This is a genomic window from Pseudomonas deceptionensis (assembly GCF_900106095.1).
GTDB classification, from domain to species: Bacteria; Pseudomonadota; Gammaproteobacteria; order Pseudomonadales; family Pseudomonadaceae; genus Aquipseudomonas; species Aquipseudomonas deceptionensis.
In genome coordinates, this window is sequence record NZ_FNUD01000002.1 from 4,405,570 (window position 1) to 4,425,867 (window position 20,298).

The 20,298-nt window shown below is 57.1% G+C and carries 13 protein-coding genes and 1 pseudogene; 4 read left to right on the plus strand and 10 right to left on the minus strand.

Annotation, left to right across the window (positions count from 1 at the left end; all coding sequences use genetic code 11):
- The first annotated feature begins 169 nt into the window (after positions 1-169).
- A complete protein-coding gene (locus BLW11_RS20395) occupies positions 170-1,255 on the plus strand; it encodes a sigma-54 interaction domain-containing protein (RefSeq protein WP_048359560.1) in 1,086 nt (361 codons plus the stop codon).
- A 157-nt stretch (positions 1,256-1,412) separates the two neighbouring features.
- The gene (locus BLW11_RS20400) at positions 1,413-2,192 is read left to right on the plus strand and encodes a TSUP family transporter (RefSeq protein WP_048359561.1); all 780 of its coding nucleotides are present in this window, start codon (positions 1,413-1,415) and stop codon (positions 2,190-2,192) included.
- Here BLW11_RS20400 and nudC read toward each other — a convergent pair.
- The 5 genes from nudC to gnd all read right to left on the minus strand — a co-directional run bounded on the left by nudC (position 2,160) and on the right by gnd (position 7,251).
- The gene (nudC, locus tag BLW11_RS20405; protein WP_048359562.1) at positions 2,160-2,990 is read right to left on the minus strand and encodes an NAD(+) diphosphatase; all 831 of its coding nucleotides are present in this window, start codon (positions 2,988-2,990) and stop codon (positions 2,160-2,162) included. The two genes, BLW11_RS20400 and nudC, sit on opposite strands and share 33 nt — an antisense overlap.
- Positions 2,991-3,020: 30 nt before the next feature.
- Positions 3,021-3,833: a crotonase/enoyl-CoA hydratase family protein gene (locus BLW11_RS20410; RefSeq protein WP_048359563.1), complete on the minus strand. Its 813-nt coding sequence runs from the start codon at positions 3,831-3,833 to the stop codon at positions 3,021-3,023.
- 108 nt (positions 3,834-3,941) lie between these two features.
- Positions 3,942-4,754 (minus strand): Cof-type HAD-IIB family hydrolase, encoded by an 813-nt coding sequence (locus BLW11_RS20415; RefSeq protein ID WP_048359564.1) that lies wholly within the window; start codon positions 4,752-4,754, stop codon positions 3,942-3,944.
- The gene (gene zwf, locus BLW11_RS20420) at positions 4,751-6,274 is read right to left on the minus strand and encodes a glucose-6-phosphate dehydrogenase (protein WP_048359565.1); all 1,524 of its coding nucleotides are present in this window, start codon (positions 6,272-6,274) and stop codon (positions 4,751-4,753) included. The genes BLW11_RS20415 and zwf overlap by 4 nt, the downstream gene beginning before the upstream one ends.
- A complete protein-coding gene (gene gnd, locus BLW11_RS20425) occupies positions 6,271-7,251 on the minus strand; it encodes a phosphogluconate dehydrogenase (NAD(+)-dependent, decarboxylating) (protein ID WP_048359566.1) in 981 nt (326 codons plus the stop codon). The genes zwf and gnd overlap by 4 nt, the downstream gene beginning before the upstream one ends.
- Positions 7,252-7,655: 404 nt before the next feature.
- Between gnd and BLW11_RS20430 the strand changes: the two genes are divergently transcribed.
- Both BLW11_RS20430 and BLW11_RS20435 read left to right on the plus strand, forming a co-directional pair.
- Positions 7,656-9,398: a phosphoethanolamine transferase CptA gene (locus BLW11_RS20430; RefSeq protein ID WP_048359567.1), complete on the plus strand. Its 1,743-nt coding sequence runs from the start codon at positions 7,656-7,658 to the stop codon at positions 9,396-9,398.
- A 140-nt stretch (positions 9,399-9,538) separates the two neighbouring features.
- Positions 9,539-11,782: a TonB-dependent siderophore receptor gene (locus BLW11_RS20435; protein ID WP_048359568.1), complete on the plus strand. Its 2,244-nt coding sequence runs from the start codon at positions 9,539-9,541 to the stop codon at positions 11,780-11,782.
- 63 nt (positions 11,783-11,845) lie between these two features.
- Here the strand turns inward: BLW11_RS20435 and BLW11_RS20440 are convergent, their stop codons facing one another.
- The 5 genes and pseudogenes from BLW11_RS20440 to mgtA all read right to left on the minus strand — a co-directional run bounded on the left by BLW11_RS20440 (position 11,846) and on the right by mgtA (position 19,877).
- Positions 11,846-12,331: a GNAT family N-acetyltransferase gene (locus tag BLW11_RS20440; RefSeq protein ID WP_048359569.1), complete on the minus strand. Its 486-nt coding sequence runs from the start codon at positions 12,329-12,331 to the stop codon at positions 11,846-11,848.
- Between the two features lie 92 nt (positions 12,332-12,423).
- Positions 12,424-12,747, minus strand: coding sequence for an ANTAR domain-containing protein (locus BLW11_RS20445; RefSeq protein WP_048359570.1), 324 nt, complete (start codon positions 12,745-12,747; stop codon positions 12,424-12,426).
- Between the two features lie 19 nt (positions 12,748-12,766).
- A pseudogene (locus BLW11_RS20450) lies at positions 12,767-16,028 on the minus strand (transporter substrate-binding domain-containing protein).
- Complete coding sequence (locus tag BLW11_RS20455) at positions 16,029-16,652, minus strand: response regulator transcription factor (protein ID WP_048359571.1); 624 nt, start codon at positions 16,650-16,652, stop codon at positions 16,029-16,031. It lies immediately after the preceding pseudogene.
- A gap of 462 nt (positions 16,653-17,114) precedes the next feature.
- The gene (gene mgtA / locus BLW11_RS20460) at positions 17,115-19,877 is read right to left on the minus strand and encodes a magnesium-translocating P-type ATPase (RefSeq protein ID WP_048359572.1); all 2,763 of its coding nucleotides are present in this window, start codon (positions 19,875-19,877) and stop codon (positions 17,115-17,117) included.
- Between the last annotated feature and the right edge of the window lie 421 nt (positions 19,878-20,298).

Consider the following 20,298-nt stretch of genomic DNA (forward strand, 5'->3'; position numbering starts at 1 on the left):
CAAAGCAGGCTCTTATAAAGCGCTAAAAACAGGTACCGGCGCAAGTCACATATGCGATATCGATATATAAATATGGAATTAGGTTAGTTTACGGAATATCAAAATGCCTTTATAAAGCTGCCTTCGGCTTTCCTTTTGTGGGCAGAGCCCCTGCCAAAAGGAGGCATCCATGCAGCTATTAACATTACCTGCCACCCCGGCCCTTGCCACTTCCATCCGGGCCACGGCGCAGGTATTTGAAGACCCTGCGTCCCAGGCCTTGCTGGCGCACTTGCAGCTAATAGCTCCCAGCGATGCCAGTGTGCTGATCATTGGAGAAACCGGCACGGGCAAAGAACTGGTCGCCCGGCATATTCACCAGCTAAGCCACCGCCACCAGCGGCCATTCGTAGCCGTCAACTGCGGGGCATTTGCGGAGTCCCTGGTCGAAGCCGAACTGTTTGGCCATGAAAAGGGAGCATTCACTGGCGCGCTGACGGCAAAAGCCGGCTGGTTTGAGGAGGCAGATGGCGGCACGTTGTTTCTGGATGAAATTGGCGACTTGCCGCTGACAATCCAGGTGAAACTGCTGCGCGTTCTGCAAGAACAAGAGGTCGTGAGGCTCGGCTCACGTAAAAGTACACCGATAAACGTGCGTGTACTGGCCGCCACCAACGTCAATCTGGAGCAGGCCATCGATGCAGGTCATTTCCGTGAGGATCTGTATTACCGTCTGAATGTCGTCAGCCTTGCGCTGCGCCCGCTGCGTGAACGTCCGGGGGATATTCTGCCGCTGGCCAGGCACTTCCTTAAAACCTACCGCCAACGCTTGCAACATGGCCCGACAGCCCTGAGCGAGTGCGCCGAACAGGTACTCATCCATCACCCCTGGCAGGGCAATATTCGCGAGCTTGAGAACGTCGTGCATCACAGTCTGCTGCTGTGCCGCAATCAGACCATTACGGTACAAGACCTGCGTTTGTCCCCGTCACGCAGCAGGCGCCAGGACTGCCTGACACCACAACCCGCGGCACACACAGGCCAGGATTTGTTGCACCGCGCATTTAGAAAGCTGTTCGAAGAACAGCCCGGCGCCCTGCATGAAACCGTTGAAGACGCCCTGCTACGCACAGCGTATGAGTTCTGCCATCAAAACCAGGTACACACGGCCAAACTGCTGGGGCTGAGCCGTAACGTCACACGTACCCGCCTGATCAAACTCGGAGCACTTTCAGTCAACACCCGCCGAACTGAAGCCAGCGCTCTCGCCTATTGATAGCCCCGCAGTTGCCCGACGACCGTTATCGTCGGTGGGCAACCAGTCGAACATTGATCAAGCACTAAAGGCCTATCGCCGCTGTTCCCCGATATCGGTAAGATGACGCCCTTCCCGCGCGTCTGCGCTGTACGTCCTGCCGAATTAAGTCGATCCCATGCCTTTTGAACTCAGCGTAGATTTGACCACCCTCGCCATTCTGGCGGCCGTTGCCTTTGTTGCCGGTTTTATCGACGCCATTGCCGGCGGCGGCGGCTTGCTCACCACCCCTGCCCTGCTCACCGCAGGCTTGCCGCCACATCTGGTGCTGGGCACCAACAAACTCAGCTCGACGTTTGGTGCCGCCACGGCGAGCCTGACCTTTTACCGGCGCAAACTGTTCCACCCGCGCGAATGGAAGCTGGCCATTTTCGGCACCCTCATCGGTAGTCTGATCGGTGCAACCGTCGCCCACTACATGCCCGCAGAATGGCTCAACAAAATGCTGCCGGTGATTGTCTTTGGTTGCGGGCTGTACCTGCTGTTTGGCGGCACCCCAAAAACGCCTGTCGACAACGATGCACCGATCAAGAAGAAATGGCAGCTACCGCAAGGTCTGGGCCTGGGTTTCTATGATGGTGTGGCTGGCCCTGGAACCGGTGCGTTCTGGACCGTCAGCAGCATGCTGATGTATCCGATCGATCTGGTTAAAGCCAGTGGCGTGGCCCGCAGCATGAACTTCGTCAGCAACATTGCGGCACTGTCGGTGTTCATATTTTCCGGGCACGTGGACTGGGTAATCGGCCTGACCATGGGCTTTGCAGTCATGGTCGGTGCTTTCTTTGGCGCCCGCAGCGCAATCAGCGGCGGGGCCAAATTCATCCGCCCGGTCTTTATCACCGTGGTACTGGGATTGACCGTGCGCCTAGCCTGGCAGCACTGGTTCGGCATGGCCTAAACGCCTGGCCACATACAAGTCGATGAGATAGCGCGCAATCGAGCGCGACGCCGGCAACGGCGGTAGATGATGCACATTGAACCACTGCGCATCTTCTATCTCGTCAGCCTGGGGCACGATCTCGCCCCCCGCGTATTCGGCATGAAAGCCCAGCATCATCGAATGCGGAAACGGCCAGCATTGGCTGCCCACATACTGGATGTTACTGACTTCCACCTGCACCTCTTCGCGCACCTCGCGAATCAGGCAGTCCTCGGCCGACTCACCCGGTTCGGCGAACCCCGCCAACGTGCTGTAAACCCCCGGCACAAAGCGCGGCGAACGCGCCAGCAGCACTTCATCGCCCCGGGTAATCAGCACGATCATGCTCGGTGAAATACGCGGGTAATTACGCAAGTCGCACGATGCGCAATACATCGCACGCTCCCTCGGCACCTGCGTCATGCCCTGCCCGCAACTGCCACAAAAACGATGCTCTCGAGCCCAGGTGCCGATTTGTGCGGCATAGCCCAGCACTTTGTACAGGGTGTGATCATCGCCCAGCATGAATGCGCGCAAACCCTGCCAGTGGCAGCCCTCGATATGCGCCGCCCGGTCCAGCTCCAGCAGATACACCGGCTCGCCGTCCAGGTGACCGATGCCATGCTCGGCCAGTACCGACAGGTCCTGACGCTTGAGCCACTCACGGGGAAACAGCGGGCCATTGCCGTCGATCAAAAACCCGTCGGGGCCGCGCGCCACGGCCCAGCCGCCAGGTAGGTCTGTATCCAGTACTGCCGTGATCCAACGCGGTGTCATTAAAAGATCCTTGTTCAGGTTACAAAGACGTCAATCCAGAAACTCGGGTTTTTGCTTGGTCATATGAGCCGTCATCGCCACCCGCAAGTCGTTGGACTGAAGCATGGCCGCATTCCACGTCGCGACATAGTCCAGGCCGTCATCCACGCGGTGATCGCGCATGTAGCTGATCATCTGCTTGGTTCCTGCGATGGCGATGGGGGATTTGCTGGCGATTTCGCGGGCGAGTGCCATAACCCCGTCAAGCAAGGCCTGCTTATCACTGTAGACCCGGTTCACCAGGCCGATAGTGCGCGCCTCATCAGCGGCCACCATCCGGCCGGTATAGGCCAGCTCACGGAGCATGCCATCACCGATGATGCGCGGCAGACGTTGCAATGTACCCACGTCGGCGGCCATGCCCATGTCGATTTCCTTGATCGAGAACTGCGCGTCCTCAGCGGCGTAGCGCATGTCGCAGGCAGCGATCAGGTCAATCGCCCCGCCCAGGCAGTACCCCTGAATGGCCGCCAATACAGGTTTGCTGCACTGGTCGACGGCATTGAACGAGGCCTGCATCTGCAGGATTTTACGCCGCAGCAAGCGGGCATTGCGCCCCACATCCTTGCCCATCTCATTGGCCACCGAGGCCAGGAGCATCAGGTCGATACCGGCCGAAAAGTGCTTGCCCGCACCACTGAGCACCACGACGCGCACAGCGTCGGTTTCGTCGATCCACTGGAAGATCTCGATAATCTCGGTCCAGAACACCGCATTCATCGCATTGACCTTGTCAGGCCGGTTGATCTGGACGTGAGCGATGCTGTCTTTTAACTCAACCTGAAAAGCCTGATAGTCGGGCATAACCTGAATCCTTTGTGGGCGCCGTCACCGGTCAATGAGCGGCGGACTATAACAAGCCTTACAGGCATCAGGCAGGCCGTGATTGCGCCAAAATACGGACAAAATGACCTAGAGAATGAAACGCTCGATCGCCTGCGCGACGCCGTCTTCGACATTGCTGGCTGTGACTTGCATGGCCTGCTTGCGAATGTCTTCCGGAGCCTGACCCATGGCAATCGACAGCCCGGCCCGGTGGAACATGGCAGGATCATTACCGCCATCACCAATGGCCGCCGTGCAAGACAACGGCACGTTCAAAAAATCGGCCAGGGTCACGAGCGCATCGCCTTTGTTGGCTTTAAGGGCGGTGATGTCCAGGTAACAGGCCTGGGAGCGACTGGCTACGGCAAGCCCGCTCAACAAGGGCTGCAAGCGCTGCTCCAGCTCAATCAACAACGGCGCATTGAGGCAGGTGGCTACGATCTTGTGCACCTGGTGCAGATAGGGCTCAAAGCTCTCAACCACTTGCGGCGCATACCCCAGACCGTGCTGTTCCCTGGGTACCATCTCGCCCGAAGGATCGCGCACCAGCCATTGATCATCCACAAACAGCCAGACTTCAACCTCATGCTCAGCCAGGAGGGCCAGTGTTTTGATCACCGCCTCATGCGGCACATGGTGGGATTGCAGGTACTCGCCATCCGCATTAACCAGCAGCCCACCGTTGAATCCCGCGACCGGCAGTTCAATGCCTAACTGCTCGATGATCCCGCGCATGGCTCTGGGCGGGCGCCCGGAAGCCAGCGTGAAGTAAATGCCCGCCGCTTGCAGCGCTTTGACTGCTGCCAGATTTCGAGGGCTAAGGGTATGGTCAGGCAATAGCAAGGTGCCATCCATGTCACACAGCACCAGTTGAATGGAGTCTTGCTTCACGTCACTCATCCTATGTCGAGCCAGACGCGACCATCGCGAGCCAGCAGTTCTTTGGCCGCCTGCGGGCCATCTTCTCCGGCTTTATACGGTTGTACATCAGTATGTTCGCGCCATGCATCCAGAAAAGGCTGCACGCCACGCCAACCGTTTTCAATATTGTCAGCACGCTGAAACAAGGTCTGATCACCGGTCAGGCAGTCGTAAATCAACGTCTCGTAGCCTGTAGAGGGCTGCATTTCGAAGAAGTCCTTGTACGCAAACCCCAGCGCGATATTGGCCATTTGCAGACCCGGCCCCGGGCGCTTGGCCTGAAGGTCAAACCACATTCCTTCGTTGGGCTGGATCTGGATACGCAAATAGTTGGGCTGTAACCGCTCAACATCGGTATCGCGAAACTGCGCATAAGGCGCGGGCTTGAAGCAGATTGCGATTTCAGTGTCGCGCGCACTCATGCGTTTGCCGGTGCGCAGGTAAAACGGCACACCCACCCAGCGCCAGTTGTCGATCATCACCTTGAGCGCCACAAAGGTCTCGGTGTTACTGTCGGCCGCCACGTTGTTTTCTTCGCGATACCCCACGACCGGCTTGCCGCCGGACTCACCCTGGGTGTACTGCCCGCGTACGGAGTTTTTCAGCGCATCTGCTTTTGACCACGGGCGAATCGCGCCAATGACCTTGGCCTTTTCACCGCGCACCGCATCCGCCCCAAAAGCTGCGGGCGGCTCCATCGCCACCATCGCCAGCAGTTGAAACAAGTGGTTGGGCAACATATCGCGCAAGGCGCCGGTGTGTTCGTAAAAACTGCCACGTGTCTCGACCCCGACGGTTTCTGCCGCCGTGATCTGCACATGATCAATGTAATGATTGTTCCAGAAAGCTTCGAAAAGCCCGTTGGAGAAACGGCTGACCAGGATGTTCTGAACGGTTTCCTTGCCCAGATAATGGTCAATCCGGTAGATCTGCTTCTCGCTCATGACATCAAGCAGGCACGCATTCAATGCTTGCGCTGTTGGCACGTCAGAGCCAAAAGGTTTTTCAATGACTACCCGCCGAAACGCTTGCGGGGTTTCTTTGAGCAACCCGCTGGCGCCCAGCCGCTGCACTACTTCGCTAAAAAAGCGTGGCGCAGTGGCCAGGTAGAACACCGCATTGCCGGTGCCGCTGGCGATGATTTTCTGTTCCAGCGCCTCATAGGTGCTGTCATCCAGAAAGTCGCCCTGCACATAGCTGATGTTCCTGGCCAGCGAGGCCCATAAATCGGCATTCAAGCCCTGCCCTTCAGGATGATCCACTTTGCTGGCGGCTTCAGTACGGATGAAGTCCTCCAGCTTTTTGGCAAAACCTTCATCACTGATCGCATTGTGGTCAACGCCCACAATGCGCAGGCCATCGTCCAGCAAACCGTCACGACTCAAGTTGTACAGCGCGGGCATGAGCAAGCGCTTGACCAGGTCACCGTGGGCACCAAACAAAAACAGCGTGGTGGGCGGTGCCGGCTTGGCGGCGGGTTTACTGGACAGTTCGGTCATTTTTTAGGCGTCTCCACGTGGCCGCCGAAACCAAAGCGCATGGCCGACAACAATTTGTCGCCATAGAGGCTTTGCTGGCGTGAACTGTAGCGGGCAAACAAGGCCTGCGACAACACAGGCACCGGTGTCGATTGCTCCATGGCAGCTTCGATGGTCCAGCGACCTTCACCGCTGTCCGCCACGGCACCCGAGTAGCCGTTCAACGGCTCATCAGTGGCCAGTGCATCGGCGGTCAAGTCCAGCAGCCAGGACGAAACCACGCTGCCACGGCGCCATACTTCGGCGATATCACCCAGGTTCAGGTCAAAACGCTGTTCTTGCGGCAGGTTCTCGCCACCTTTCATCTTCATCAGGTTGAAGCCTTCGGCGTAAGCCTGCATCAGGCCGTACTCAATGCCGTTATGCACCATCTTGACGAAGTGCCCCGCGCCCGCAGGACCTGCATGGATATAACCGCGCTCAGCGCGATCATCGTCCGAAACACGGTCCTTGGTGCGCGGGATATCACCCATGCCCGGTGCCAGAGCAGCGAACAGCGGGTCCAGGTGTTTAACCACTGCGGTGTCACCGCCAATCATCATGCAGTAACCGCGTTCCAGGCCCCAAACTCCACCCGATGTACCGACGTCAACGTACTGAATGCCCTTTTCGGCCAGCGACTGCGAACGACGAATGTCATCTTTGTAGAAGGTGTTGCCGCCATCAATGATGATGTCATCGGCGTCCAGCAGCTGGCTCAAGGTCTCGATGGTGTCTTCGGTCGGTGCACCGGAAGGCAGCATCACCCATACAGCGCGGGGTTTGGCCAGGCCTGCGACCAGCGCTGGCAAATCAGCAACGCCTGTGGCGCCTTCCTGTTCCAGAGCACTGACAAAGTCGGTATTGCGGTCAAAAACCACGGTTGTATGCCCATTGAGCATCAGACGCCGTGCGATGTTCCCACCCATACGGCCCAACCCAATAATTCCCAACTGCATGTACTGTTGCTCCCAACGACAAATAAATAGGTGTACAGCACCTTAGTGCAGCATTGCTCAAGGTGCCCGGCCAAGATTAGTCCTGACACATGGTGCATAGTTTCGCACAAGCTGAAGGCCAGATTCCCGATTCAATACACTCAACAGACGGACGAGGCACTAAAGAACCCAAAAGTTATGGTCATTGGGGCCCATGACAGCGCCATTGAGCCCCCTAAAGCACAGCAACCCACCCCCGCGCAACTGCGCAGCGCCTTCCCGGGCCGTCATTCGCGACAAAGTTTTCACATGCACTTCGCGATACTTCAACACTTTGTGGCTGCTCTTTATTGAGGCAGTACTCATGTGTTGTGCCGGGCTACACGGCACCAACCATTCAAGTAGTAATCAGGCTGGAGCGCTGTATGGGGATGTTTAAACGCAGTAACACATCTGCGAAGGGTTTCGACTGGGCGGGCCTGGGCTGGCTGTTCCTGTTCTTTTGGTACTTCTCCGGCATCACCCAACTGCTGATCCAGCTGACGGGCACCTCCGGATTTTCAGGGTTTCGCCAGGCCTTCGTAATGAGCGCCATCTGGCTGGCCCCGATGCTGATGTTTCCCAAGCACACCCGCGTAATGGCCGCTGTTATCGGCGTCATGCTGTGGGCCTGCTCCATGGCCAGCCTTGGCTACTTCTTTATCTATCAGCAAGAATTCTCGCAAAGCGTCATCTTCATCATGTTCGAATCGAACATCTCTGAAGCGGGCGAGTACATGACCCAGTACTTTGCCTGGTGGATGGTTCTGGCATTCCTGGCGCATACCGCTTTCGCCGTGTTCCTCTGGACCCGCCTGCGCCCGGTGTACTTGCCCCGCGTGCAAGCCTGGGCCATTGCCATCGGCTTGCTGGTAGCTGTTGTCGGTTATCCGCTGATCAAACAAACGATCAAGCACGACAACTTCGCCAATGCCATGGAAAGCTTTGAAAGCCGTGTAGAACCCGCCGTGCCATGGCAGATGGTTGTAGCTTATCGCCGTTACCTGGAGCAGCTGGACAACATGCAAGGCATGCTCGCCAGCGCCAGCAAAATCCCGCCCCTGACCAACCTCAAGGACAGTGAAGCCGGCAAGCCCACTACGCTGGTGCTGATCATTGGCGAGTCCACCAACCGCCAGCGCATGAGCCTCTATGGCTACCCGCGCGAGACCACACCCAACCTCGATAAATTGCGTGATCAACTGGCAATCTTCGACAACGTCGTGACACCGCGCCCTTACACCATCGAAGCACTGCAACAAGTGCTGACCTTTGCTGACGAAGAAAACCCTGACCTGTACCTCAGTACCCCGTCACTGGTCAGCGTGATGAAGCAAGCCGGTTACAAAACCTTCTGGGTGACCAACCAGCAGACCATGACCAAGCGCAACACCATGCTCACCACGTTCTCCGAGCAGGCTGATCAGCAGGTCTACCTCAACAACAACCGCAACCAGAACGCCCGCCAGTACGACGGCGACGTGATTGAGCCGTTCAACAAGATCCTGGCCGACAGCGCCCCGCGCAAGTTGATCGTGATTCACCTGCTCGGCACCCACATGAGCTACCAGTACCGTTACCCGCCGACCTTCGACAAGTTTGTCGACCGTAACGGCGTGCCAGCCGGGCTGACCGATGACCAGGTACCGACGTACAACAGCTATGACAACGCCGTTTTGTATAACGACTTCGTGGTGTCGAGCCTGATCAAGGACTTCGCCAAGACCGATCCCAACGGCTTCCTGCTGTACCTGTCCGACCACGGCGAAGACGTCTTCGACTCGGTCGGCCACTCGACCCTTGGCCGTAATGAAGCCAAACCGACAGCACCGATGTACACCATTCCGTTTATGGCCTGGGCCTCACCAAAATGGCGTGAAAGCCATGCCTGGAATTTCGCCAGCGACCTCAGCCGCCCATACAGCAGCTCGCAGTTCATCCATACCTGGACTGACCTGGCAGGCTTGAGTGCCGACGAACTGGACGACAAGAAGAGCCTGGTCAGCGACCAGTTTGTCGCCCGCCCGCAACTGATTGGCGATCCTTACTCGCGCCCGCAAAAGGCCCTGATCGACTTCAGCCTGCTCAAGCCAAAAGCCCCCATCCAGGGGAATGTGGCCAACCAGTAAAGCACTCGCGGGGCGCCATTAGCGCCCCTCCTGCTTGCGCCACTAAAACAGTAAATAATTCCTATTCTCCTTAACTCCACTCCTTGTCATTCGTTTGAAGCACTAGACAACTTCATAACAACGACAAGGAGTCGGCAGCGATGTTCGCGCCAATCACCCGTTCCATGACCCTGACCCTCGGTCTTATCAGCAGCGCCATCAGCCCGCAATTGCTGGCAGACACCGAGCAGGAAGACGCCGAAAAGACCTCCCGCTCACTGGAGCTGGGCAGTACCAGCATCACCGCCCAGGGCCTGGGTGCGACCACAGAAAATACCGGTTCCTACACCACGGGCTCGACCAGCACCGCGACCAAACTCAACCTGAGTATTCGCGAAACCCCGCAGTCGATCTCAGTCGTCACCCGCCAGGAGATGGACGACTTCAACCTCAATACCCTGACCGAGGCCATGCGCCATACCACGGGCATTGTGGTGCAGCACAACGACTCGGACCGGGTCAGTTATTCGTCCCGGGGCTACACCATCTCCAATTTCCAGATTGACGGGATGCTCAACACCTTCAGTTTTATGAAGACTGATGCCGATACCATCATCTACGACCGCATTGAAGTGGTGCGTGGCGCCACCGGTTTGACCACCGGCGCGGGCGATCCGTCCGGCACCATCAATATGATCCGCAAGCGCCCGACCCACGAGTTGCGGGCCAAAGCCGGCGCCACGGGTGGCAGTTACGATGACTATTACAGCTATGTCGATGTGGGCGGCCCGCTGGCTTTCGACGGGCGTTTGCGCGGGCGGTCTGTGCTGGCCTATCGCGACAGCAAATCGTTTCGCGATAACTACGCACTCAAGCGTGAAGTGGCCTACGGCATCCTGGAAGCCGACCTGACCGACACCACCGTCCTGGCTGTGGGTTATGACTACCAGGACAAACAGGTAAAGGGTTCGTCCTGGGGGACCACGCCCTACTGGACCGGCACGGGCGACAAAGCCAATTTTGGCCGTTCGACCAACCTCGCCACCTCCTGGAGTTCATGGCCGATGAAGGACAAAACGGCCTTCGCCACTCTCGACCAGCAACTGTCCAATGACTGGCACCTGAAAGCGGCCTACACCCATCGCACCAGTGATGCCGAAGGCAAGGTTTATTACGCAGGGGGCGGTTTTCCCAATGCCGATGGCACGGGCATGTCGGCCTATAGCAGCCATTTCATCGGCGAAGAAAAAATGACCGCCATCGACGTCAACATCTCGGGCACTTACCCCTTGTTCGGGCGAGACCACGAGTTGATGGTGGGTTACGGCCAGGCCAAGAACGACAACACCTCGCCGCTGATGGTTGACCTGAATCCGGACGATTACTACAACATTCCCGATTGGCAAGACATGAGCTCGATTCCCAAGTATCAGGATCTGAACTCCGGCATTGAAGGCAGCCAAAACATCGTCAAGCAAAAGTCCGGCTACCTGGCCACTCGCTTCAACCTGACAGATGAATGGCATGCCGTGCTCGGCACCCGCTATGGCAGCTGGAAAAGCTCCAACGCCGAAACCGTGTTCGATAAGCAAAACCCGGGCGCCCTCAAGCACACGAAAGTCACCCAAACACAAAACGACATCATCACGCCTTACGCTGGCCTGCTGTATGACTTCACCGACGAATTGACGGCCTACGCGAGCTACACCGACATCTTCAAACCTACAACCAGCAAGGACGCTGGCGCTGCGTATCTTGAGCCGGTGGTGGGCAGTAATTATGAGCTGGGTTTGAAGGGCAGCTTCCTGCAAGAGCGCCTCAACCTGTCCACGGCTGTGTTCTGGAGCAAGCAGGACAACGTACCGGAAATCGACGATTCAGTGCCACGCGGCCCCAGAGGCGAGCAATATTACAAATCCGGAGGCAAGGGCAACAAGATCAATGGCTTTGAGGTCGAGTTGGCCGGTGAGGTCATGCGTGACTGGAACATGATCGCCGGCTACACCTACACCCATTCGCGCAACGCCGCAGGCCAGCGCATGAATACTGCGTCGCCGCTGAATCTGCTCAAGATCTCCAGCACCTACCGCCTGCCCGGCGAATGGAACGCCATGACCGTGGGAGCTGCCGTCAATTGGCAAAGCGATATCTATCGCGCGGCGAATCGCCCTACCGGCGGGAAAGATGCAGACGGCGACCCGATCACCTTCAAAGAAGACATCACCCAAAAGTCCTACACCCTGGTCGACCTGATGGCCCGCTACAAATTCGACGAGCATGTCTCGGCTAATCTGAACGTCAAGAACCTGCTCGATCAGAAGTACTACGAAAACGTCGGTTTCTATAACGGCGTGTTCTGGGGCGAACCACGCACGCTGAGTGTCGGCCTGGAGTGGACGTTGTAACCCGCCAACTGAACGCGCTTTTGCAACCGCTGCCGCAAGCTGCGCCAGCGGTTGCACGGGGGTTTACAGGTATTTGTTCCAGAACAGCATGCGCCCGTAGGCCGGGTCGAGCTGCCCTTCGCTGAAACCGAACTTGCGATAGGAACCCTGAGCCACCGGGTTGCCCTCAAGCACTTCGAGGGTGATCTTGCAGCAGCCGCGCTCACGGGCAATTTCTTCAACCTTGAGCAGCATTTTCTGGCTCAGGCCAAGGCCGCGAAACGCCCCGGACACCGACACGTCATGGACGTTGACCAGGGGCTTGCCGGCAAAGGTAGAAAACCCCTCAAAACAGTTCACCAGACCTGCCGCCTCGCCGTCGACGAACGCCAGCACACTGAATGCGTGGGGGCGCCTGGCAAGCTCTGCCGGCAACTGCTCCAGCACTTGCGGCGACAACGCTTCACCGCCGCCCATGGGATCAGTGGCGTAATGGTTCAATACGTCCCTCAACGCCTGGGCATGAACCGGGTTTGAATAGTCTGCTTGCACTACCACAACTTGCGACATTACGCGTATCCCTCGACGAACCAGGCCATTAGTGTCTGCTTTTGACAGCCCCAGACATTAGCGCGGGCCAGGCGATTCAGACAAGTCCCGTATCAGGGCGACGTATCCAGCGTCTGCATCAGCCCGGTAAGCTGATTCACGAAACGGTCGGCATCGGCATAAATCAGTACATGGCGGAACTGCGAGTTATCCTTGCGGAACCCGTCTTCATCCGCGACGCCCACTCCCGCCATCTCCTGGTTGATCAGCAGCACGTCGTATTCAGCCGTACGTGCATTGCTCAGGCTCACTAATGCCTCAGGGTTGTACAAGGGCGCGATCCGGTAATAGCCCAGAATATTCAGCGCCCGTTCTATGTGCAGGGCCTGTTCCGGATCGGCATCGGCAATCAGTATTCGTAATGATTTAGTTGGCATTCTGGCCTCATCATTTATGTCACTCACTGGCTTGAGCGTAACGGTCCAATTCGTCACCCAGTTGCTCCATGCTGCTGTGCAAGGCATCAACAGCGGCGGCAAGACGTTCTGAATCACCCGCGAGGCATACCGCCTCCAATTGCTCGCAACACTCAATCATTGTGTTCGCCTGAATAAGCCGCCCCCCCCCCTTTGACGCCATGCGCCAACGCAGCCAGGCCCTGGAAGTCATCCTTCACAAACAGTTCAATCAGGGTGGCGAGATCCTGGCGATTACTGCTCGACAGCTCGGCGAGCAGCTTGTGAATCAACTGGTCATCGCCTTGACTCAATTGCCTGAGATACGTCAGATCAATCTCGTCCACCTGCCCGTCAAGCTTATCGCCAGCTCCCGGTATGGCAATCTGCGTCAGACCCGACGCCAGGCAGGCACTCAGGTCCTTCAAGCTGATGGGCTTGAACAGGCACTGATCCATTCCGGCCTCTCGGCAACGCTCAACTTCTTCCGGTTGAGCGTTGGCGGTAAAACCGAAAATAAGGCACGGCACCCGCGCCAGCGCAGCCTCCTCGGACCGCACCGCACGCGCCAGCTCATAGCCGTTCATGACCGGCATGGTGCAATCAGTGATCAGCACATCGAAGCTCCCCTGCTGCCACGCCGCCAGGCCCAAGGCCCCGTTTTCAGCGTCTGTTACGCGGTGCCCCAGAAAACTCAGTTGCTGGGCCAGTAACATCCGGTTAGCCGGGTAGTCATCCACTACCAGCACATTCAGCGAGCGGGTACTGGCCGGAGCTTGCTCCTCGGCCTCAACCGTCTGTTCTTCAGGCTCAAGCAGCGGCACCACCATCACGACCTCGACCTGGGTACCGCTCCCCTCCACGCTGCTCAGGTGCAATTGCCCCCCCATCATTTCGCACAGCTCCCGGCTGATCACCAACCCCAAACCCGACCCCGTGCGTGCCGATTGAGTGTTGTTACTGGCCTGGACAAACGGGCTGAACAAGCGACGCTGGTCTTCATCAGAAATACCCACGCCCGTGTCCTCTATGCACAAGCCGATCGTTACATGCTGTGCATCGTGACCGGGCAGCATCCTCAACATCAGCCGCACTTCGCCCTTGCGGGTGAACTTGATGGCATTGCTCAACAGGTTGGAAACGATCTGTTTAAAACGAATCGGATCGATCAGAACATCGACATCTGCCGCCGGGCTCAGCTCACACACCAGGCTCAAATGCTTCTGCCGGGCCAGGCCGTCAAACATGCGCGCCACGGCCTCTATCAGGGACTTGATATTGGATCGTTTGGGGCTCAGGGACAGATGGCCAGACTCAATGCGCGCGATATCCAGAATATCGCCGATCAGATCGAGCAGCTCCCGGGCAGACACCGACGCCACTTCAATGGCAAAGCGATCCATGACGCCTTGATCGGCTTTTTTCATGGCCAGCTCAAGCATGCCGATCACCGCATTCATTGGCGTGCGTATTTCATGGCTCATGGTTGCCAGGAACGTGGTTTTCGTCCGGTTGGCTTCATCGGCGCTTTGCTTGGCGACTTGCAACTCGTCCATCAATTGCTGACGCCTGGCCATGACCCGGCGCAAATAGATAATCCATGCCAGCGCCACCAACAGCAAAGCCGCAGCGATGGAGAACCCCTGAAAAATCGCGGCACGATTGCGCAACCAGTAGCTCTCAGTTGCCGGCATCTCCGTGCGCCAGCGACTGGTCAACTCACTCATTTCCCCCGGGGTGATACTGAGCAAGGCCTTGTCCATAATCGAGTTCATCAGAGGGTCTTCGTGGGTAATGGCAAATCCGATTTGCTCCGGCTGCGTGCCCACCGTACTGCTGATATGCAACTGCTTGGCAAAACGGCGCGAGATCAAATAGCGCGCACTGATCAGCGTTCCGATCATGGCATCCGCCTCGCCCTCGACCACCATATTCATGGCCTGCGTCGAGTTGTTTGCCTCCGTAATCTGAACATCCGGGTAGCGGAGCAGAATAAAGTCGCGCAGCCCACTGCCAGGCACCAACACCACGCGTTGGCCCGCCATCTCGTCCAGTGTTTCGGAGTTCTCGGCGCCGACAGGGATCACCAGCACAAAAGGGGTGGTGAGGTAAGGCCGGGTAAAGTGCAGCTGATTCTTTAGAGCGGTACTGGCCGTGATGGTACCCACGACATCAGCCTTGCCCGTGGTGACCATCTGAATCAACCCCGCAACCGAATCCACCGGCACCGCTTCAAACTCAATGCCTGTACGCGCCGTGATGTTGGAAAGAGTATCGGCCGTGAGCCCCTTGAACCGCCCCTCCTCATCAAAGTACGACAACGGCAGGTTCTGGTCACTGACCGCTACCTTTAACCGCGGGTGCTCAGCCAGCCAGCGTTTTTCAATGGCGTTGGGGTTGAAGCGCCACGGGTTAGTGATCTGCGGCCCGTCCGAGCTCCAGCGCCGCAGGATCGTCATGCGGGTACTGGGCGGGATCTCTGCAAGCGCGGCATTGACCACACGCAGTAATCGGGTGTCATCGCGGCGCAAGGCAAACGAGAAAGGGTTGTCTTCCAGCCGTGAAAACTCGGCCAGTTGCACGTTGTTCAAGTAGTTTTTGTGGATCAGGTAATTGGCACTTATAAAATCCCCCAGATAGACATCGGCCTGGCCAAACGCCACGGCGCCGATCGCTGTGAGGGTTGAGGGGTACAGTTGCAAAGTGGCCTTGGGGTAGAAGTCCTTGACCTTTTGCGGCGGTAAATAGTGATCAAGCATCGCCACACGCAGCCCGGCCAGATCAACGGGCGGACGCTCCCTGTTACTGCTGCGGGTGACCAGCGCAGGCGAGTCCTCGGCATAGGGCAGGCTTAGCACCAGCGCGGGCTCTTGCGCTTCAAAACCGTTGGAGCTGCTCAGCAAGTCCAACTCGCCTCTCTTTAGCGCTTCTATCGCCTGGGGCCGGGAAGGATAACGTTTGACCTCGATACCGACGTGCAGCAACTCCGATAGCAGCTGCGCGTAGTCGGCCGTCACCCCTTCAAAGTCCTGACCATTGACGGCCAGATCGAAGGGACCATAGTCGGGCGCCGAAATGCCCAGTCGCAAGGGCTGTTTTTGCTTGAGCCATTGCCCGTCCGATGGTTCAAGCACCACGCTGTACCCCTCGACACTCGAACGCCCCAACAGGCGTAGCGTCTGTATCGACTGATCAGCAGCGGCAACGGGCAGGCTCGGGACCAGTAGCAGCCCGATGAAACCCAGCCATAAGAACGTTCTCAATTAGATTAAATCATTGCGCTTGGCAAAATCTGCCAAGTAAACGACCGATTTTATATTCAACTTCTCTATCAGCCGCGTTTTGTAAGTGCTGATGGTTTTACTGCTCAAGATCATGTCTTCCGCAATTTTTTTATTGCTCAAACCTCGGGCGATCTGTTGCAAAATATATAACTCACGCGCCGAAAGATGCTGAATCAATTCTATGTCGCTCATGGTTGAGTCACTGTTACGCACTGAACTGGCCGCCAGATACGGAAAGAATGTGTAACCGTCCATGATGACTTTGATCGCCCTCAACAACTCCGTAAGGTCCTGGCTCTTGGTGATGAACCCGGCCGCACCGGCCTTCATGCAACGCTGTGAATAAAACAGGGGGGATTGGGAGGTCAGTACCAGAATACGGGTGTTCAGCCCAGAGGCCCTGACCCGGTTGATCACCTCCAGACCATCCAGACCAGGCATGGTGATATCCAGAACCATCAAGTCCACATGATGCAAGCGCGCCAACTGAACAGCATCGGCGCCGTTAGTCGCCTCTGCCACCACGTCATACCCTTGATTCTGCATCAGTATTTTCATGGCTGAGCGAATAAGTGAATGATCGTCTGCAATCAACACTTTCATACATTTAATCCTCTGCCAGAAAGCCGAGCATCAATTTTGATCAGGGGCAAACATATCGTTTTGACTGGATATGGCCTGCATAAAACCGTCAAAAACGATCTGATCAGTAGCACCCAAAGTATAGGATATCTCCTACGGCTCACACATCCACGCACTACATTCTTAGAACGCAACATACCGAAACTCTTTAGAAATCGAGGCGCGGATGATCGCCAATCAGATACGACATGCGAGAAGGGAATTTGCCATCTGATTTGTAGGAATAATCCTAAATCACTGATCTAGATATAAATATCTTTTATTCACTTTTACACAGGCAAAAAAAATGCAATGTATTAGGAGCGACATTTAAATCAGTGCAAAGGCTTTTTGAAAAAAAAGCCCGGGCTGCGATTTTCATGACCTGCCCGGGCAGAGGCAAACATCAAAAAATCGCAGCCTTCATCAGCGCTGTATAAAACGCTATTGCCAGCCAAATTTTCGAATATAAAAGCCTTTCACCGCTTGGGTCAGTGCCATGTACGCCAGCAGGATCATTGGCAAGAACACAAAGTACAGCGGTGGCAACGCCTGCAACTTGAAGTACCCAGCCAACGGGCCCATTGGCAGAAAGATACCGACCGCCATGATCAGCACGGTCATCACCATCAACGGCATGGCCGCACGGCTTTGCAGAAACGGTATTTTCGGCGTACGGATCATGTGCACGATCAGGGTTTGCGTCAGCAGCCCGACCACAAACCAGCCCGACTGGAACAGGGTCTGGTGTTCGGGTGTGTTGGCTTTGAACACGTACCACATCAAGCCAAAGGTCAGGATGTCGAAGATCGAGCTGATGGGCCCAAAAAACAACATGAAGCGCCCTACATCAGCCGGCTGCCAACGCTGCGGTTTTTTCAGCATTTCCTCATCGACGTTATCGAACGGGATGGCAATTTGTGACACGTCATACAGCAGGTTCTGCACCAGCAGGTGCATCGGCAGCATCGGCAGGAACGGAATAAACGCACTGGCCACCAATACCGAGAACACATTGCCGAAGTTCGAGCTGGCCGTCATCTTGATGTACTTGAGCATGTTGGCGAAGGTGCGGCGCCCTTCCAGCACGCCCTCCTCCAGCACCATCAGGCTTTTTTCCAGCAGGATGATGTCGGCCGCCTCCTTGGCGATGTCCACCGCGCTGTCCACCGAAATCCCGATGTCCGCCGTGCGCAATGCCGGTGCATCGTTGATACCGTCGCCCATAAAGCCCACCACGTGGCCGTTGGCCTTGAGCAGGCGCACGATACGTTCCTTGTGCGTCGGGGTGAGCCTGGCGAACACATTGGTGGTTTCCACGGCCACCGCCAGCTCGGCATCGCTCATACGCTCAATGTCATTGCCCATCAGCAAGCCCTGCTGCTCCAGGCCCACTTCCCGGCAGATCTTGGCAGTAACCAATTCGTTATCGCCCGTAAGAACTTTTACTGCGACCCCGTGTTCGGCCAAGGCTTTGAGTGCCGGCGCGGTACTTTCCTTGGGAGGGTCCAGGAAGGCCACATAGCCAATCAGCGTGAGTTCCTGTTCGTCAGCCAGGCTGTAAGTGTCGCGTCCCGCGGTCATTGACCGTGCAGCCACGGCCACAACCCGCAAACCTTCTTCGTTGAACTCGGCGGTCACCTGGCGGATACGCGCCAGCAGCTCGGCGCTCAGGGCTTCTTCCTGCTCGCCATGGCGCACGGTTTTGCACACTGACAGCACTTCTTCAACAGCCCCCTTGCAGATCAGCAGATGGGGTTGATCCTGCTCGGCCACCACCACCGACATGCGTCGGCGGGTGAAGTCGAAGGGGATTTCATCGATCTTGCTGAAGGCCGTACCCACGTTCAGTTCACGGTGAACCTCAACGTGCTCCAGCACCGCCACGTCGAGCAGATTTTTCAGCCCGGTCTGGTAGTAGCTGTTGAGATAAGCCATCTCCAGCACATCATCGGACTCCTGCCCCCAGACATCCACGTGCCGGGCCAGAAAGATCTTGTCCTGGGTCAGCGTGCCCGTTTTGTCAGTGCACAGCACATCCATCGCGCCAAAGTTCTGGATAGCGTCCAGACGTTTGACGATGACTTTTTTACGCGACAAAAACACCGCGCCCTTGGCCAGGGTCGAGGTCACAATCATTGGCAGCATTTCCGGGGTCAGCCCCACAGCCACCGACAGTGCGAACAGCAAGGCTTCGGTCCAGTCGCCCTTGGTAAACCCATTGATAAACAGCACCAGCGGCGCCATGACAAACATGAAACGGATCAACAACCAGCTGACTTTATTGACCCCGGTCTGGAACGAAGTCGCGCCGCGATCCGTGGCGCCAACCCTCTGCGCCAGCGCCCCGAAATAGGTGTTGTTGCCCGTGGTCAGCACCACCGCAGTGGCAGCACCGGACACCACGTTGGTCCCCATGAACACAATATTGTCCAGTTCCAGCGGGTTGCTGGTCTGACTGTCAAACTGACGCGCAAACTTCTCGACCGGCATCGACTCGCCCGTCATGGCCGCCTGGCTGACAAACAGGTCCTTGGCGCTCAGCACCCGGCAATCCGCCGGGATCATGTCGCCCGCCGACAGCACGATCAGGTCACCCGGCACCAACTGTTTGATCGCCAGTTCAATACGCTGCGCACCTCTGATTTGCCGCGCCGCGCCATAGAACTTGCCGAACATCGGCGATGCATCGGCGCTGAAATCGCGACGCATCACGGTGGCAGTGTTACTCACCATCTCCTTGAGCGCGTCAGCCGCCTTGTTGGATTTGACCTCTTGCCAAAAACGCAGAAACGTCGACAGAACCACCATGGTGCTGATCACCACCGCGGCCTGAATATCATCGGTGGCCAGCGAGACACTGGCGAGCAAGGTCAGCAACAAGTTGAACGGGTTTTTGTAGCAGTGCCACAGGTGCACCCAGCGGCTGAGCGGCTGTTCGTGCTCGACCTCATTAAGCCCGTGTTGCTCGCGCAGCACTTCGACCTCGGCCTCACTCAGACCGTCGGTGTGCGTACCCAGGTTATCGATCAAAACTGCGCTGTCGCTGTTGGCGGCAACCACCAGGGTTTGTGCCAGCGAGGGTGGGACTTCGCGACTGACCGTGCTGTCCCTCAGGCTGTCGAGCAACGCCAGGCGCCGAAAGTGCCGACCAATGTGACGGGTACGCAGAAAGCCTGCGAAGAATTCTTTCAGGGTGAGTTTCATGATGCTGCTCCTGTGCCGCCGATGCCCACCCGCAGCAGGTACGCTCGTGCGCGGCCCTGTGCCAAAAAGGCAGGGCGTGCGCATGCGCTGTGTTGCAACCCGCCGCAAACGGCCGGAGTCACACACATGTCAGCGTCGAAGAAAGGGCTTCACGATTCGGGTCAGAGCTGACCCGGCCAAGATGCCGTTTCTGCTGGTCAGCAAGAAACGGCAGGGGAATCTGCGCACTAGCTTGCCGAGAATATGCCGTTTTTTAGAACTGGCCGACGACTGTCGCTCGAAGAGGTACCCACTGAAGATCTGCGCTCTTGATGAAAACGCCGGCAGCTTACGCCCGACGTTTTAGAGAGTAAACCGTAGGAAGGCTTCCTTCTTGTGAATCAGAAAGTTCTTCAGGATTGGTTCAGACAAGGAAGATTTC